The organism is Burkholderia aenigmatica (genome assembly GCF_048627025.1).
Taxonomy (GTDB): Bacteria; Pseudomonadota; Gammaproteobacteria; order Burkholderiales; family Burkholderiaceae; genus Burkholderia; species Burkholderia aenigmatica.
The window spans coordinates 75,310-91,007 of record NZ_CP184470.1 but is presented as its reverse complement, the minus strand read 5'-3'; the positions used below and the strand labels follow the sequence as shown (position 1 = coordinate 91,007).

General features: G+C 68.2%; 14 protein-coding genes. 2 read left to right on the top strand and 12 right to left on the bottom strand.

Features of this window, described 5'->3' with window-relative positions:
- Window positions 1–5: 5 nt before the first annotated feature.
- From ACN8ZM_RS32780 to ACN8ZM_RS32765, 4 genes are all read right to left on the bottom strand, one after another.
- Window positions 6–2,126, bottom strand: a complete 2,121-nt coding sequence (locus ACN8ZM_RS32780) for a hypothetical protein (protein ID WP_420213059.1) — start codon at window positions 2,124–2,126, stop codon at window positions 6–8.
- A gap of 163 nt (window positions 2,127–2,289) precedes the next feature.
- Window positions 2,290–3,459: a class C beta-lactamase gene (ampC, locus tag ACN8ZM_RS32775; protein ID WP_420213058.1), complete on the bottom strand. Its 1,170-nt coding sequence runs from the start codon at window positions 3,457–3,459 to the stop codon at window positions 2,290–2,292.
- 349 nt (window positions 3,460–3,808) lie between these two features.
- Entirely contained in the window at window positions 3,809–4,618 is an 810-nt protein-coding gene (locus ACN8ZM_RS32770; protein ID WP_420213057.1) for an alpha/beta fold hydrolase, read from the bottom strand.
- Window positions 4,619–4,688: 70 nt separating this feature from the next.
- Entirely contained in the window at window positions 4,689–5,153 is a 465-nt protein-coding gene (locus ACN8ZM_RS32765; RefSeq protein WP_089454508.1) for a hypothetical protein, read from the bottom strand.
- 403 nt (window positions 5,154–5,556) lie between these two features.
- On the opposite strand from ACN8ZM_RS32765, the gene ACN8ZM_RS32760 reads away from it, so the two are divergent.
- Both ACN8ZM_RS32760 and ACN8ZM_RS32755 read left to right on the top strand, forming a co-directional pair.
- Window positions 5,557–5,691, top strand: coding sequence for a hypothetical protein (locus tag ACN8ZM_RS32760; RefSeq protein ID WP_006405345.1), 135 nt, complete (start codon window positions 5,557–5,559; stop codon window positions 5,689–5,691).
- Window positions 5,692–5,784: 93 nt separating this feature from the next.
- Window positions 5,785–6,561 carry a class I SAM-dependent methyltransferase gene (locus ACN8ZM_RS32755; protein ID WP_420213056.1) on the top strand — a complete coding sequence of 259 codons (777 nt, stop codon included), beginning with the start codon at window positions 5,785–5,787 and terminating at the stop codon, window positions 6,559–6,561.
- A gap of 162 nt (window positions 6,562–6,723) precedes the next feature.
- Here ACN8ZM_RS32755 and ACN8ZM_RS32750 read toward each other — a convergent pair whose 3' ends face one another.
- The 8 genes from ACN8ZM_RS32750 to ACN8ZM_RS32715 all read right to left on the bottom strand — a co-directional run bounded on the left by ACN8ZM_RS32750 (window position 6,724) and on the right by ACN8ZM_RS32715 (window position 15,493).
- Window positions 6,724–7,911, bottom strand: coding sequence for a YncE family protein (locus ACN8ZM_RS32750; protein ID WP_043184073.1), 1,188 nt, complete (start codon window positions 7,909–7,911; stop codon window positions 6,724–6,726).
- 127 nt (window positions 7,912–8,038) lie between these two features.
- Window positions 8,039–9,541 (bottom strand): M81 family metallopeptidase, encoded by a 1,503-nt coding sequence (locus ACN8ZM_RS32745; protein ID WP_420213055.1) that lies wholly within the window; start codon window positions 9,539–9,541, stop codon window positions 8,039–8,041.
- Window positions 9,538–10,818: a Zn-dependent hydrolase gene (locus tag ACN8ZM_RS32740; RefSeq protein WP_420213054.1), complete on the bottom strand. Its 1,281-nt coding sequence runs from the start codon at window positions 10,816–10,818 to the stop codon at window positions 9,538–9,540. The genes ACN8ZM_RS32745 and ACN8ZM_RS32740 overlap by 4 nt, the downstream gene beginning before the upstream one ends.
- Window positions 10,819–10,852: 34 nt before the next feature.
- On the bottom strand, window positions 10,853–11,554 hold the full coding sequence (locus ACN8ZM_RS32735; RefSeq protein ID WP_043184070.1) for an ABC transporter ATP-binding protein: 702 nt from the start codon (window positions 11,552–11,554) through the stop codon (window positions 10,853–10,855).
- Window positions 11,551–12,318 carry an ABC transporter ATP-binding protein gene (locus ACN8ZM_RS32730; protein ID WP_175020843.1) on the bottom strand — a complete coding sequence of 256 codons (768 nt, stop codon included), beginning with the start codon at window positions 12,316–12,318 and terminating at the stop codon, window positions 11,551–11,553. Before ACN8ZM_RS32730 ends, ACN8ZM_RS32735 begins: the two co-directional genes overlap by 4 nt.
- Window positions 12,315–13,358, bottom strand: coding sequence for a branched-chain amino acid ABC transporter permease (locus tag ACN8ZM_RS32725; RefSeq protein ID WP_089454513.1), 1,044 nt, complete (start codon window positions 13,356–13,358; stop codon window positions 12,315–12,317). The genes ACN8ZM_RS32730 and ACN8ZM_RS32725 overlap by 4 nt, the downstream gene beginning before the upstream one ends.
- Entirely contained in the window at window positions 13,355–14,215 is an 861-nt protein-coding gene (locus ACN8ZM_RS32720) for a branched-chain amino acid ABC transporter permease (RefSeq protein ID WP_089454514.1), read from the bottom strand. The genes ACN8ZM_RS32725 and ACN8ZM_RS32720 overlap by 4 nt, the downstream gene beginning before the upstream one ends.
- 69 nt (window positions 14,216–14,284) lie before the next feature.
- Window positions 14,285–15,493 carry an ABC transporter substrate-binding protein gene (locus ACN8ZM_RS32715; RefSeq protein ID WP_089454515.1) on the bottom strand — a complete coding sequence of 403 codons (1,209 nt, stop codon included), beginning with the start codon at window positions 15,491–15,493 and terminating at the stop codon, window positions 14,285–14,287.
- Window positions 15,494–15,698: the final 205 nt, after the last annotated feature.

Below are 15,698 nucleotides of genomic sequence, written 5' to 3'. Positions count from 1 at the left end.
CTCCGTCAGTGAAGGATCGTCGACAGCGGCTTGCCCGAGCCCGCGACCGATTGCAGTTCGGTTTCGGTCACGACGCGGTTCCACATCGCGACGTCGGAGAAGCTCTCCACGTTCGGCTTGACCGTCGTGCACGCGTTGACCGTGTAGCCGCCGCTGTAGTGGCTCGCCGGATACCCGCACGCGAGCATGTGGTACTGGCCCGTGCCGTCCTCGTTGACGCCGAAGGTCTTCGTGCCGAGGCCCGGCAGCGCAGCCACCGACACCGTGAGCGGCGTGCTCTGCTTCTGCTCGCCGAGCACCGGGTCGAACGTGTAGGCCGTCATCGTCTTGCCGACCGTGTCGATCACGAACGCCGCATACACCCACTGGTTCGCGGTCACGCTCATCGTCTTCAGGTCGTTGCGGGTGGTGCCGTCGCCCGCGTTGTACTGGAGGTTGCAGGTGCCCGACGGCGCGCCCGATGCCTGCGGGAACAGCCCGATCGCGATGCCCGCGTTCTTGCCGCTCTGCCAGTTCTTGTTCGCGAACACCGGCGTGCCGAAGCCGACCACGTCGGTACACGGCGTCTTCAGCCACATGCCGATCGTGAACTGCGCCTGCGTCGCGATATCGGCGTTCTGCACGAGCTTGTAGCCGTCGTAGCCATTCGTGTCGACGGTCTGCGTCGTCACCTGCAGCGCCTGCCCGCCGAACGGATCGGCGGTCAGCGAGCCGCCGTTCGCGGCGGCCGAGAACGGACCCATCGTGCTCGCGTTCAGCGCATCGACGGCCGGCAGCGCGCCGAACGGGTAGTACGACGCGAGGCCGTTCTTCAACGTCGTCGCCAGCGGCGGCGGCGGGGGCGGCGGCGGCACGTACGCGATCCGCGCGATGCTGCCGAGCGGCGCACCGCCCGCGGTCACCACGTAGTCGAAGCTGTAGGTCCCGGCCGCGGTCAGACCGAGATTGCTGTCGGTATAGGTCGTCGTGCCGGCCGGCAGCGTCGCGATCTGCTGGCCCGCGCGGTATACCGCGATCGCGCCGCTCGCGGGCGCCGCCCACGTCAGCACGACGCTGTGACCGTCGGTGCTCGCCGCGCCGGCGAGCTGCGACACCGGTTGCGTGCCGATCAGTTCGCCGCCGTCCATTTCGTACGCGGACGGCGCGGGCAGCGCGCCGAACTGTGCGAGCACGGTCGGCGCGATGTCCGCGATGCTGGCGCGCGTATGCAGGTCGGCCAGCGACGCCGGCTGCGCGGCGCTGCCCAGCCGCCCGTTGTCGGCCTGGTTCATCGCGATGAAGGTCGTCGATTCGGACAGCAGCGGCAGGCCGTCGCTGCCGCCGGCCGCGTTCAGGCCGTGGCCGCCGGTGACGACGACCAGCCAGTTCTCCTTGTTGCGCTTCGCGGTTTCCGCGACGAGCGCGCCGACGGCCGCGTCGAGCTGCTGCAGCGTATTCGCGTACGCCGACGCGCCGAGGCCGTAGTTCAGCGCCGCATCCTGCGCCGAGTGGTACTGCGCGACGACGAGCGAGTAGCCCTGCTGGATCATCGTGGCGCCTTGCTGCGTGACGCAGTTGTCGACCGCCGCGCAGTTCGCGAGCGTGTCGAGACTGCCCGCGTTGCGCCCGGCGGTCAGCAGCGACGCGAGCGCCGGCGACCCGACGGCCGCGCCGAGCAGGCCCGCGTTCGCGGTCTTCAGCGTATCGAAGGTGGTAGGCGCCTGCAGCGCCTGGTTCGGTGCGTCGGACAGCACCTGGTGGCGGTTGCCCCACGCGCCGGTGAGCAGCGTGGCCCAGCTCGGCGTGTCGAGGTTCGGCTGCTGCGACAGCAGGCCGTTGACGCCGCCGCTGTAGGCGGGCGCGATGTGCAGCTTCGCGAGGTTCGGCAGCGTGCCGCCCGCGATGCCGGCCTGCAGTGCCGCATAGGTAACGCCGTCGAGCTCGATCACGAGCGCGCGGTTCGCGACCTGCTGGCCCGGCGGGTTGCCGCCGTTGCCCTTGCCGTTATCGGTGCCGCCGGACCCGCCGGCCGCGTTCGCCGACGCACCGGCTGCACCGCCCGTGCCATCCATGTTGCCGCCGCACGCGCCGAGCGCGCCGACCAAGGTCAGCCCGCACAGCAGCCGCGCGAGAGTGGTCTTCCGCATGTTTCCCCCTGACTGGACTATCCGGACACGCCCGGAGATCTACCCGGATTCTGATCAGGGGATGCGATGCACGTATTTCGTTTTGCAGAAGCGTGCCGATACAGGTATCAGTTTTTTTGGGGAGAGCCGGCCGTGTGAAACGGCCGGTTCTCCGGCGGAAACGTTACCGCCGGCCGTCGAGCGCCCCGAGAATCCCGTATGCGGCCTTCACGCGGTCCTCGTTCGGATAGCTGCGATTCGCGAGCATCACGATCGCGATCCGCTTCGACGGGACGAACGCGACATAGGTACTGAAGCCGTTGGTCGAGCCCGTCTTGTTGATCCACGTATCCGCGCTCGGCGCGAGCGGCGGCTTGATCGCGGTGGCCGGTAACCCGCCGCGCAGCATCTTCATCGAGTTGCCTTCGAGCAGCGTCGGCAGCGCGACCGGATACGGATACTGTTCCCAGATCAGGTCCTGCGTCAGCGGCCCCGCGCGGAAATAGCCGGTGTGCGTGCGTTCGAGCGCGCGCTGCAGGCGCGGCGCGGTTTCGATCAGCCCCATGTTCGCCTGCACGAAGCGCAGCAGGTCGGCCGCCGTGGTGCGCACGCCGTAGGCCGGCTGCCACAGCATGCCGCCCGTCATCCGGATCGGCTTGCCGTCCTGCGTATAGCCCTGTGCATAGTCGTCCTGGCGCGCGTCGGGCACGTTGATGTACGTGTGCGTCATTCCGAGCGCGGGAAAGAGCCGCTGCTCCATCAGCACCGCGAAATCCTTGTGCATCGCCTTCGCGGTGAGCCACCCGAGCATGCCGACCGACACGTTCGAATACGTGCGGTACGTGCCCGGCGCGTGCGCGGGCCGCCACGCGTCGAGATAGCGGATCAGGCCCGCGTCGTCGCGGATGCTGTCCGGCACCTGCACCGGCATGCCGCCGGATGTGTGCGTGCCGAGATCGCGCAGCGTCACGACACCGAACGGCTTGCCCTGCAGCGCGGGCAGGTACTTGCCCGCCGGGTCGGCGAGCGACAGTTCGCCGCCCTCCTGCGCGTCGGCCGCGAGTGTCGCGGTCAGCGTCTTGCTGACGGAGCCGACCTCGAACAGCGTGTCGCCGGTGACGGGCTTGCCGGTTTGCGTCGACATCACGCCGTAGTCGAACACGTAGGGCTTGCCGTCGGCGACGATGCCGATCGCCATGCCCGGAATCGCGTACTGCTTCATCAGCGGCGCGATGTGGCGGGTCACGGTGTCGTGGAGATCCTCCAGGGTGGTGGCGGCCGCGCGGCCGGCCGTGGCGGTGGCGCACGCGGCGACGAGCAGGGTCGCGGCGAAGCGTGTCGCGTTGAATCGCATGGTTGCGGTTCCTTTGATTTCTGATGGTTGCGTGGACAACGGATCCGGCCGCGCCATGCGGAAGTCGCAGCGGCCGGCCTGTCGAAACAGGACTATCCACTGCCGGCCCGCCGCCAACAATCGACGATATGTTGCGCGAGCCGAAAGAAAAACTTATGCGACAGGCGAAGCGCCGGAAGACGCTACCGCGAACGCGGCGCGCTCGACGGCTTGCCGCGAACACCGGAACGTCGATACACGCGCTGCCACGGGAGCGACACGCGCGGGACGTTGCGCTACGAGCGGTACGGTAGAACCCGGTCACGGCGCACGGGATTCCCGGCGCCGGCAACACGGCGACTTGAGCGCGTCAGTCCGGCAGCCGGTCGAGGAACGCCAACAGCGCCGCGTTGAACCGCTCGGGTCGTTGCAGCGGCGCGAAATGGCTCACACCGGGCAGCATCGTCAGCGTCGCGCCCGGAATCGTGCGCGCCAGGTACGCCGCATGCTCGGGCCGGATGAATTCGTCGTGCTCGCCCAGCACGATCGTGACCGGCACGGCGATCGCCGCGAGATCCTGCGCGCTGTAATCCGGTTGCGTGCGCATCATTTCACTGACCGCCGCGACGAAGGCATCGAACTGGTCCGGCGTCGCGGACAGTGCTGCGTAGTCCTTGCGATGCCGCGCGAAGCAGCGGTCGAGCAGCGGGCTCGGCACCATCTCCTTCGTACCGCCCGGATCCATGTTGCACGCGAAAAAGAATACGCCGGCCGCACGTTCCGGCGCGCGATCGGCCAGCACGAGCGCGATGCATGCGCCGTCGCTCCAGCCGACGAAGCGCGCACGGTCGACGTGCAGCGCGTCGAGGACCGCGAGCACGTCCGACGCCATGCGTTCGTAGGAATAGGGTTGGTCGTCGCGCGTGCTGCGGCCGTGGCCGCGGCTGTCGATCACGATCGCGCGGTAGCCGGCCGCGAGCAGCGCCGGCACCTGGTTGCCCCAGTTGCCGCTGTGACCGAGGCCGCCGTGCAGCAGCACGACCGGCGGGCCGTGGCCGAACGACGCGTGCCAGATGCGCGCGCCGTCGTGTTCCAGCCATCCGTGCTCGTCGGCCGCCGGCAGCGGCGTGCCGCCGTGCGCGTCGAAGCGGACGAGGTCGTCGTCGAATTCCGCATTCATCGTTCTGCCGTCCTGTCGAGGGAGACGCGCTTGCGATTGTAATGCGTGCGGCCGACGCGGCCGCAACCGGTCAGGCGTGCGTCGACACCAGCCCGCCCGCCGACGAGGCGCCCGATTTCTCGATCACCTGCGCGAGCTGCGAAATCGCGGTCGAAAGCGCCCCCGAGATCGCGCCGGCTTCCGCGCTCAGCGACTGCTGTTCGATCGCCGCGGCCGGATCGTCCTTCGCGCGCTGCGCCGCGCTCGCCATCTGGCGCTCGATCGTGGCCAACTGCTTCTGCAGCCGCTCGATCAACGCTTTCAGTTGGGCAACCGCCGGGTCTTCCGACGACGCGCCCGAAGCGCCGAGTTTTTCGCCGGTGGCGCCGGTCGAACCCGGTGCGCCGGTGGTGCCCGTCGTACTCGTCGCGCCATCGGTGGAGGACGCCGCGGCGGGCGCGGCCGACGTCGTCGCTGCGGCGCCCGACGAAGCGTTCGCGCTCGTGCTGCCGTCCGCCAGCGGGACGCGCGTGGTCGTGGAGAAATCGATCTGCATGGTGTCGGTCCGTGTGTCGGTAAGCGAGTCGTGACTGGGGTGGAATTGCCTTCCAACTCGTTTACGGCATTCGTCACACGAAACTTGAGTATTGGGGGCGAACTGATTTGGCGGAAGATCGCCGTGTTTTAGCGCCGAAAGGGCCAGATTGGCGACATCGCGGCGCTGGTAAAATTGCGGCTTCGCCGGCGGAATCCGTGCGCGAGCCGCCTCCGGGCGCGAGCGCGCAACGCCGCCGGCCTCGACTCCCGCCCTGCCGGGCGCGGCACGCCACGCGTGTCGACGCCGCGGCTGCGGCAGCGCGAGTCGCCTTTTCCGTCCGCCTGCGTGCCCCGTTCGCCGATTCGAGCGGCGAACGCCGTGCGGCGCGCGCTCACTTCATCACGCATTCGAGGAACACACGATGGCCCGCATCGGCGCCTTCTGCATCACGACGTGGCTTGCCGCCGCGATTCTCTACTTCGGCCAGCACTCCGTCGCGATGATCGCGTTGAGCGGGGTTGTCGTATTTGGCGGGTTCGACCTGCTGCGCCCGTAGGCGCGCACGGTCGCGACGGCTGACGCGACTGTGATAGCCTCTCCCGCACCATCCGTCACGCGCACGCCTCGCCGGCGAACAGGAGAAGGGGAGTTGAATCAGCACCTGAATCGCCACCCGTCGGCCATGGCCTGCAAGGTGTGTTCGGCCCGCGCGCCCATCTGCGGCCTGGTCGATTTCTCGCGCAGCGGCGCCGACTTCATGACCGGGAAAAAAGTCGACCCGTATGCGGGAATCCCGATCTACTACCACGCGTGCGAGCAATGCGGCTTCACGTGGGCGCCCGCGTTCGACAGCTGGACGCACGACGATTTCTCGGAGCATGTGTACAACGCCGACTATGCGCGCCACGACCCCGAGTATCTCGAGATCCGTCCGCAACAGCAGGCCGAGCTGATCTGCAGCAGTTTTCCGGAAATGCGGGAAGGCCGGATTCTCGATTTCGGCTCGGGGCTGGGCTTGCTGGAACGAAAACTGTCGTCGCGCGGCTTCACGGACGTGACGTCGTACGATCCGTTCTCGCATCCGGCTCCCCCTGAAGGCACGTTCGATACGATCCTGTCGTTCGAAGTGTTCGAGCATCATCCGGCGCCGTTCGACCTCTTCGACCAGATCATGCGTTATCGGAAGCCCGATGGCGCGCTGCTGTTCCAGACATCGCTGATCACCCAGGACATCATCGATCGCGGCCTCGATCAGTGGTGTTATTGCATCCCGCGCAACGGGCACATCTCGTTTTACACGCCCCAGTCCCTGACGCTGCTTGCCCAACGCCACGGGCTCGAATATGGCGCGTTCAGTCCGTCGCTGCACGTCGTCTTCGATCGCACGGCGACACCGCGCTGGCTCGGCAGATTTCTCAATCCGTAACGGCTGCCCCGGTCATCCTGCATGCGACGAACGCGACGCGCAGGGCGAAACCCTGCGCGTGCCCGGTTGCATTCATCGCGCGCCGACCTGGCCCATGCGCAGCGCGGTGACTAAACCGCCGGCCGTCATCTGCATGAACCGAACGAACGCAGGCCGTGCGCGTCAGCGCGGCAGCGTCCGCAATGAAGACGGGCCGCCCGTCAGCGCGATCCGCTTGCCCGTATCGCGCAGCTTGCCGCCTTCCACCGCATAGAGCGCCAGTTGCCGTTCGACGTTGAACTGCACGATCACGTGCCGGCTGTCGGCGGTGAACACGATGCCCTGCGCGGCTTCGCCGCCCGGCAACTCGCTCACCTTCACGGCCTGCCCGTTGCGGATCTCGAACAGCAGCACCTTGCCGATCTTGTGGCGGCCCGGATTGTCGGGCGTCAGGTTCGAGCCGTCCATCGCCTGCACCGCGATCCACTTGCCGTTCGGCGAGATCGCAACGCCTTCCGGCAGCGACGGCACCGTCAGGTACTGGACGGTGCGGAACGGCTCGCGCGACACGTCGATCAGCGCGATCGAATCGGCGTCGCCCGCCAGGGTGCCCGTATACCCCGGCAGCCCCGCGAGCCCGACGTTGCTGACGACGGCCCAGCGGTTGTCGCTCGACACGTCGATCGTATAAGGCGCGACGCCGGCGCTCAGGCGCGACCCGCTGTCGGTCACCTTGCCGTCGTCGATGTTCAGCACGGCGACGCCCTGCTCGTCGCGCAGCGACACGAGCGCATGCTTGCCGTCGTGGGTGAAGCTGATCCCGGCCAGCCGCTTCTTGCCGATCTTCAAGCTGCCGTCGAGCGTCACGTGCGTGCCGTCGATGCGCAGGATCGACACGCTGCCGTCGACGTTCGCGACGAGCGCAAGCTTGCCCGAGCGGTCGATCGCAATGCCTTGCGGATGCGCGCCCAGCTCGATGCGCGTGACCGCGGGCGGCGCGGTGTCGAGATTCACGACCTGCAGGAACGTGTCGTACATGAGCTGCTTCGCGGCCGTGTCGTAGCGCGTCGGCGCGCCGACGAGCGCGAGCTTCGCGTCGGGCGTGATCGCGACGGCCTGCGGCGGCCCCTGGATGCCATTCTCGACGTCGACCTGCAGCGCGACCTTCGGCGGGAACGTGCTGGCGTCGAGCAGCGTCAGCGTGTCGGCGGGCGGCGAGGCCAGATAGGTGTCGCGGCCCTCGACGCGCTGGTACTTGCCGTCGTTGCCGGACACGATCCAGTCGGCGGCGTGCGCGGCAACGGCCGTCGTGGCGAGGGTCAGCGCGGCGAGCAGGCGCGCGCTGCGGGGGCGAAAGGGATTCGAAGGCATGGCGGTCGGTTCTCCGGGTCGGTTGCGGACGCAATAGATGGCTCGACCCTGCTGCTCGACGGGTCGATGCCACCGCATGATGCCCGAAAGCCGGCCAATCCGGCGTCTCGCGCCCGGTTTGTTTCCGTCAATCCGTCCGGCGCGCGCCAGCCGGCCACTCGCCGACGTCGTCGAGCGGATACACCGGCCGCGCCAGCCGCTCGTAGCGGAACAGCCCGTAGTCCGAGCCCGTCACGCCACGGCTGTCGCACTCGACCAGTGCAGCCGCGATCGGCACGAACACCGGCCGGCAATACATCCGCGATTTCAGCAGCAGGAAGCGCGCGCGGCGCGGATCGACGCCGACGCTCTCGAACACGCCGAGATCCCACGGCTCCTGCGTGCGCTCGGTGATGACCAGCGTGGCCGCGCCGATATCGAGCACGGCCGTGCGGCCCATGTACGCGCGCTGGCCCGTGTAGGTCGGCCCCGTGATCACGTATTCGCCGTCGGTGAGCGCGCGCACGACACCCGTCGCGCGAAACGGCTCGCGCCGCAGGCCACCGTGCGACGGCAGGCGGTTGCCGACCGGCACCGTGACGGTCGCGCCAACACCCGCGTCGATCAACGCCGCGACGGCTTGCGGGTCGCACAGCGGCCCGCTGACGATGCCGTCGAGCCCGTGCGCGAGCGCGGCCTCGAGCAGGTCCATCGTGTCGCACGGGCCGCCGGACATGCAGTTGTCCCCGTGATCGAGCATCAGCACCGGGCGATCCGCACCACGCGCGAGCGCCGCGGCCTGCGCAACCGATTCGGCGAGCGGCGCACTCCGATACACGAAGTCGTCGCGCGCATCCCAGATCTGCCGCGCGATGCGCTCGGCCACGGCATCGGCCGCGGCCCGGTCGCCATCGGCCACCACCACGACGCTGATGCACGGCGCGGGAATGTCCGCGAGCGAGAAGCCGGGCAGCACCGATACCGCGAGCATCCCGTCGGCCTCGGCCGCGCGCGCGGCCTCCACCGCGCGCCGCATCGCGCCTTCCGCGCTCGCGCTGAGCAACGTCGACGTCATCAGCGGCGGCTGCCGCCACGCGAGCACCGGCCGCGCACGGCCGTGGAGCCGGTCGAGCAGCACGCGCGCCGCATGCTCGCCGGTCTCGACCATGTCGACGTGCGGGTAGGTCTTGAAGCTGACGATCACGTCTGCATGATCGATCATCTTCTGCGTGACGTTCGCGTGCAGGTCGAGCGCGACCGCGATCGGCGCGTCGGGCAGCGCTGCGCGCACGCGCGCGAGCAGGTCGCCCTCGCCGTCCGCGCTCTGCTCGGCGACCATCGCGCCATGCAGGTCGAGCATCACCGCGTCGCAACCCGGTGCGGCCGCAACGATCGCGTCGCAGATCGCCGCGTACGCGTCGGCCGCGACCGGCCCGCTCGGGTTCGCGGCCGCCGACACGGGCGTCACGATCTCGGCGCCCTCACGCTCGGCCGCGTCGAGAAACGCGGCCATCGCGGTGCGCATCCCGCGATTCGCGCGATACGCGTCGTCGCCCCAGTCGGGGCCGTTGCGGCCGAACGCGGCGAGCGGCGTCGGCACCGGCGAGAACGTGTTGGTCTCGTGATTCATCCGGGCGATCAGGATCTTCATCGCGCACGCCCCTCCGCGATCCCGGCCGCGCCCAGCATCGCCTGCAGCAGCACATTGCAGCCGGCTTCCAGATGCGCAGGATCGGCATCCTCGATCTCGTTGTGGCTGATCCCGTCCTTGCACGGCACGAAGATCATCGCGGTCGGCGCCACGCGCGCAAGATACACGGCGTCGTGGCCCGCACCGCTGATCACGTTCATCGACGACAACCCCAGCGCACCCGCGCCCGCGCGAACCTGCTCGACCAGCGTCGCGTCGAAGGGCTGCGGCGGAAAATACACGACCTGCTCGACATCGATTCGCATGCCGGCCGATGTACCCAGGTCGGTACACGCCGCGCGGAGTGCCGCATCCATCGCAGAGAGCGTCACATCGTCCGCCGCGCGCAGGTCGACGGTCAGCGTCACGCGTCCCGGAATCACGTTGCGCGAATTCGGGTGGACGTCGACCCAGCCCACCGTCCCGCGTCCGTGTGGCGGATGCGCGCAAGCGATGCCATTGACCGCGCGCACCAGATCGGCCGCGACCAGCAGCGCGTCGCGCCGCAGCGCCATCGGCGTCGGGCCCGCATGCGCCTCCATCCCGTGTACGGTCACGTCATACCAGCGTTGGCCGAGCGCCCCCTCGACCACACCGATCGTCGTGTCATGGGCCTCCAGCACCGGCCCCTGCTCGATATGCGCTTCGAAATACGCGCCGACCGGATGCGCATCGCATGCGTCGCCCGCATAGCCGATCGCGGCCAGCGCATCGCGTACCGATATGCCGTCGCGGTCACGCTGCGCGAGCGCATGATCGAGCGTGAACGCGCCCGCGAACACGCCGGAGCCCATCATCACGGGCACGAAACGCGAGCCTTCCTCGTTGGTCCAGACCGCGACCTCCAGCGGCGCCCGCGTGCGCACGCCCGCGTCGTCGAGCGTACGCAGCACTTCGAGGCCCGCGAGCACGCCGTAGTTGCCGTCGAACTTGCCGCCGGTCGGCTGCGTGTCGATATGGCTGCCCGTCGTCACGGGCGGCAGGTCGTCGCGTTCGCCCGCCCGCCGCGCGAAGATGTTGCCGATCGCGTCGACCCGCACCGTGCAGCCGATTTCCTTCGCCCACGCGGTGAACAGGTCGCGCGCCTCGCGATCGAGTTCGGTAAGCGCGAGGCGGCACACGCCCCCTTTGTCGGTCGCGCCGATCCGCGCGAGACGCATCAGGCTGTCCCACAGCCGTGCGCCGTCGACGCGCAAGCCGGACGCCGCGACGCCCGATGTCGAATCCAGAACTTGCATCGATGGAATTCCTCGCAATGAAAGGGTGCGGCGCTTACGCGACGCCGACGCCCAGATAACGGTCCTTGACCTCGTGATCGGCCATGAACGCCGCGTTGCTGCCTTCGTAGACGATCACGCCCTGCTCGATCACGAAGTGGCGATCCGCGAGCTGCGTGCACACCTCGAGGTTCTGTTCGACGAGCAGGATCGCGACGCCAGCCGCCTTGATCCGCTTCAGCTGCTCGACGATCTCCTCGACGATCACCGGCGCCAGCCCTTCTACCGGCTCGTCGAGCATCAGCAGCCGAGGGTGGTTCATCAGCGCGCGGCCGATCGCGAGCATCTGCTGCTCGCCGCCCGACAACTGCGCGCCGCCATTGCGGCGGCGTTCCTTCAGGCGCGGAAAGATCCGGTAGATGTCGTCGAGCTGCCACGGCGAATCGCGGCGTGCGCCGAGCCGCAGGTTCTCCTCGACCGACAGCAGCCGGAAAATCCCGCGATGCTCGGGCACGAAGCACAGGCCGCGCGCGGCGATCCGGTGCACGGGCTGCCCGGCGACCTCGCGGCCCAGGAACTTCACCGAGCCGCTGGTCGGCGCGACCGCGCCCGCGATCGTCTTCAGCGTCGTCGACTTGCCCGCGCCGTTGCGGCCGAGCAGCGTCACCGTCTCCCCTTCATTCACGTTCAGGGAGACGCCCTGCAGCACATGGCTCTTGCCGTAATGGGCATGGACTTCCGTGATGTCGAGCATCATGCGCGGCCTCCCGTGATCATGTTGCCGAGATAGGCGGTACGGACACGCTCGTCGCCGCGAATCGCGTCGGGCTTGCCTTCGACCAGCACGCGGCCCTGCTGCATTACCGTGATCGTGTCGGAGATGTCCATCACGATCCCCATGTTGTGCTCGATCAGCACGACCGTGTAGTCGCTGCGCAATCCGCGGATCAGCTCCTTCATGTCGTCGAGATCGTCGATCCCCATGCCGGAGGTCGGTTCGTCGAGAAAGATCGCGCGCGGCCGCGCCGCCAACGCCATCCCGACCTCGAGCCGGCGCTGCTGGCCGTGCGACAGCGCGGCGGTCACCGTGTCCGCAAAGCGCTGCAGGCCGAGCCGCTCGAGCACGTCGTCGACGATGCCGTCGTGCGCAAGCGCACCGCGCGGCGGCGTCCACGGGTTCAGCGCGCGGCGCGCGTCGACGCCCTGGGCGGCAACGCGCAGGTTCTCGCGCACGCTCAGGTTCGGGAACAGGCTCGTCACCTGGAACGAGCGCGCGATGCCGCGCCGTACGCGCCGGAAATCGGGTTCGCGCGTGACGTCGTGGCCATCGAACACGATCGAGCCGGAGGTGATCGGCAGCGTGCCCGTCAGCGTATGGAACAGCGTCGTCTTGCCCGCGCCGTTCGGGCCGATCACCGAATGCACGGTGCGCGGCATGATCCGCAGGTCGACGCCGCCGAGCGCCGTGAATTTGCCATAGCGCTTGACGACGCCGCGCGCCTCGAGAATCGCTTCGCTCATGCCTGCTCCCTGGTCGTAGCCGCCGTGCTTTCGGTGCGCCGCAGCGATGCGATGACGCGTTCGCCGAGCCCCCACAATCCGCGCTGCATGAACAGGCTGACCGCGATCAGCACGAGGCCGAGCAGCAGCAGCCAGCGCGGCCAGAGCGTCGACAGCCAGTCCGCGAACAGCACGTAGAACGCGGCGCCGAGCACCGACGCGAACAGGTTGCCCGTGCCGCCGATCACCGTCATCACGAGGATCATCTCGCTCGTGTGATAGTCGATGTTCGACAGCGGCGCGATGCCGGTCATCAGTGCATGCAGCGCGCCCGCGAGCCCGGTCACCGCCCCCGAGATCACGAACGCCGCGAGCTTGAAGCGTTTCACGTCGTAGCCCGCCGCCGCCGCGCGCGCCTCGTTGTCACGGATCGCGAGCAGCGTGCGGCCGAACACCGAACGCGACACGCGCAGCAGCAGCCAGAACACCGCGACGAACAGCACCGCGACGAAGCCGTAATAGCGCCACGGCGAATCGAGCACGATGAGCGGATGCCCGAAAGCGGACAACGCGGGGCGCGGGATATCGAGCAGCCCGTTGTCGCCGCCCGTGACATCCGGCGTCGTATAAGCGAGGAAATAGAACAGTTGCCCGAACGCAAGCGTCAGCATCACGAAATAGGTGCCGCGCTGCCGGATCGAGAACCAGCCGACGAGCGCGGCCGCCACCGCGCCGAGCCCGGTGGCCGCGAGCAGCGCGACGCTCACCGACGCGCCGCCATGCGTGAGCACGAGGCCCGCCGCATAGCTCCCGAGCCCGAAGAAGATCCCCTGCCCGAACGACAGGAGCCCCGTATAGCCGAGGAGCAGATTGCAGCCGAGCGCGGCGAGCGCGAACACGAGCACTTCGGTGGCGAGCGAACCCGAGCTCAGCACGATCGGCAAGAGGCATGCGACGGCCACGGCCAGCCAGGCTTCCGGCCGTTGCAGTACGGCGCGCCAGGACTGCGCCCGCCGCGAGGCCGCCGCGCCGGGCGGCAGCGATTTGGACGATTGGATCATGCTGCCCTCCCCAGCAAACCGTTCGGACGCAGCAGCAGCACGGCCGCCATCGCGACATAGATCATCAGCCGTGCCCCTTCCGGCCACAGCGTGCTCATCAGGCTCTGCACGATGCCGACCAGCAGCCCGCCGACGAGCGCCCCGAGAAAATTCCCCATCCCGCCAACGACGACCACGACGAACGCCACGCCGAGCGCCTCGATGCCCATGAACGGATCGACACCCCGGATCGGGGCGGCGAGCACGCCGGCGAGCGCGGCCGTCGCCGCGCCGAGCGCGAACACGAGGCTGAAGACGCGCGTCACGTTGATGCCCAGCAGCGACACCATTTCCGACGATTCGCTGCCCGCGCGCACCGTGCTGCCGAGCCGTGTGCCTTCGAGCACCCACCACAGCAGCGCCGCGAGCACGGCCGTGAAGCCGATCACGAACAACCGGTATTTCGGGTAGACGAAGCCGCCCCAGATCACGACGCCGTTCAGCGCGTCGGGCGGCGGCACGTTGTCGCCGAGCGGGCCCCATGCGAGGATCGCGCACTCCTGCAGCACGAGCGCAAGCCCGACGGTCGCGAGGATGTGGAATTCGTGCTGCTGCGCGTAGACGTGACGCAGCACGAGCTTTTCGACGCCCCACGCGAACGCGCCGACGACGAGCGGCACGACCGCGAGCGCAACCCAGAAATTCGCCGACCATTGCAGCGCCTGGTAGCAGAGATACGCACCGAGCAGGTAGAACGCGCCGTGAGCGAAGTTCACGAAGCGCAGCAGGCCGAACACGATCGAAAGGCCGACGGCGAGCAGGAAATACAGCATGCCCACGCCGATGCCATTGACGATCTGCAGCAGATAGACGTTCATGGCTTCCGTGTCAGAAAGGAAGGTAACGGATGTCCGCGGCGCACGACGGCCGCGGACGCACGCTTTGCGTCACGCGAGCTTGCAGCTCGTCTTGTCGAGCGGCAGGAACGACTGGCCCGAGCTGACGATGTCCGCGTAGTCGTCCGCATGTTTCATGCGGCTCTTCGGCTTGCCCTTCAGCAGGTAGTAGTTCTTCAGCACCTGGTGGTCGCCCTTGCGGATTTCCTCCGGGCCCGTGAGGCCGTCGTACTTCATGCCTTCCATCGCCGCGACGACCTTCTTCGGATCGGCGCTGCCGGCCTTCACCATCGCGTCGACCAGGATCTTCGAGCAGATGTACGAACCCGCGAGACTGTAGTTCGGGTTCGCCTTGAACGCGGCGTTCGTGCGCTTCACCAGATCGCGATTCAGCGGCGAATCGATGCCGTGCCAGTACTGCGCACCGAAATACACGCCGTCGCAGATGTCGGGCCCGAGCGCCTCGAACTGCTCGAGGCCCGAGGCCCACGCAAGCAGGATCGTGCAGTTGCGCTTCATCCCGAAGCTCACGGCCTGGCGCAGCGTGTCCGACGATTGCGAGCCGAAGTTCAGGATCAGCAGCACGTCAGGCTGCGCGGCCGCCGCGTTCGTCAGGTAGCCGCTGAACTCCTTCTCGGCGAGCGAGTGGTAGCTATTGCCAACATGCTCGATGCCCTTCTCCTTGAAGATCGCCTTCGCGGCCGACAGCAGGCCGTCGCCGAACACGTATTGCGGCGTGATCGTGTACCAGCGCTTCGCCTTCGGCAGCATCTGCGTCAACGGGCGCACCGTCTGCTCGATCGCGCCGAAGGTCGGCACCGACCAGCGGAACGTCGCGGCGTTGCAATCCTTGCCGGTGATCTCGTCCGCACCGGCCGTCGTGATGAACACGCCGCCCGCCTTCTGGACTTCCTTGCCCATTGCAAGCGATTCGGACGACAGGATGCCGCCCGCGAAGAAGCGCACGCCTTTCTGCTGGGCGATCTCCTGCACGCGCCGCACGGCGGTCGCGGGCTTGCCCTCGGTGTCGAGCGCCGTGTAGGCGAGCGGCGCGCCGAGCACCTTGCCGTATTGCTGGACGACGAGCTGCATGCCGAGATCGGCGTACTTGCCGTTGGCGGCGAACGGCCCCGACATCGGCACCGGGCACGCCAGCTGGATGGATGAACCTTGCGCGAATGCGGCGCGGGACGACAAGCTGCCGAGCGCGCCCGGCACGGCCGACAGCGCGGCCAGTTTCAACAGTTCTCGGCGATTCAAGTTGACGCTCCTCATAAAGGGGGGACACACGCAATGCGACCGACTGCCAAACCGTGCCCACGCCCTGCAGGATGCGCGCCGCCGGTTGATCCTATTTATCATGATAAATAGAATGAACCTGATGCTAGAGTTGATCAAAATTGGTGTCAATCAGGCAAAATTCCGTACTCGCGCCGGAACGGATCGTCGACGATGACGCGGCGCG

Excerpts from the sequence above, each read along its gene's own strand:
- ACN8ZM_RS32730 (WP_175020843.1), bottom strand. The coding sequence starts at position 12,318 with ATGAGCGAAGCGATTCTCGAGGCGCGCGGCGTCGTCAAGCGCTATGGC.
- ACN8ZM_RS32725 (WP_089454513.1), bottom strand. The coding sequence starts at position 13,358 with ATGATCCAATCGTCCAAATCGCTGCCGCCCGGCGCGGCGGCCTCGCGG.
- ACN8ZM_RS32745 (WP_420213055.1), bottom strand. The coding sequence starts at position 9,541 with ATGAAGATCCTGATCGCCCGGATGAATCACGAGACCAACACGTTCTCG.
- ACN8ZM_RS32750 (WP_043184073.1), bottom strand. The coding sequence starts at position 7,911 with ATGCCTTCGAATCCCTTTCGCCCCCGCAGCGCGCGCCTGCTCGCCGCG.
- ACN8ZM_RS32765 (WP_089454508.1), bottom strand. The coding sequence starts at position 5,153 with ATGCAGATCGATTTCTCCACGACCACGCGCGTCCCGCTGGCGGACGGC.
- ACN8ZM_RS32735 (WP_043184070.1), bottom strand. The coding sequence starts at position 11,554 with ATGATGCTCGACATCACGGAAGTCCATGCCCATTACGGCAAGAGCCAT.
- ACN8ZM_RS32780 (WP_420213059.1), bottom strand. The coding sequence starts at position 2,126 with ATGCGGAAGACCACTCTCGCGCGGCTGCTGTGCGGGCTGACCTTGGTC.
- ACN8ZM_RS32770 (WP_420213057.1), bottom strand. The coding sequence starts at position 4,618 with ATGAATGCGGAATTCGACGACGACCTCGTCCGCTTCGACGCGCACGGC.
- ACN8ZM_RS32740 (WP_420213054.1), bottom strand. The coding sequence starts at position 10,818 with ATGCAAGTTCTGGATTCGACATCGGGCGTCGCGGCGTCCGGCTTGCGC.
- ACN8ZM_RS32760 (WP_006405345.1), top strand. The coding sequence starts at position 5,557 with ATGGCCCGCATCGGCGCCTTCTGCATCACGACGTGGCTTGCCGCCGCG.
- ampC (WP_420213058.1), bottom strand. The coding sequence starts at position 3,459 with ATGCGATTCAACGCGACACGCTTCGCCGCGACCCTGCTCGTCGCCGCG.
- ACN8ZM_RS32720 (WP_089454514.1), bottom strand. The coding sequence starts at position 14,215 with ATGAACGTCTATCTGCTGCAGATCGTCAATGGCATCGGCGTGGGCATG.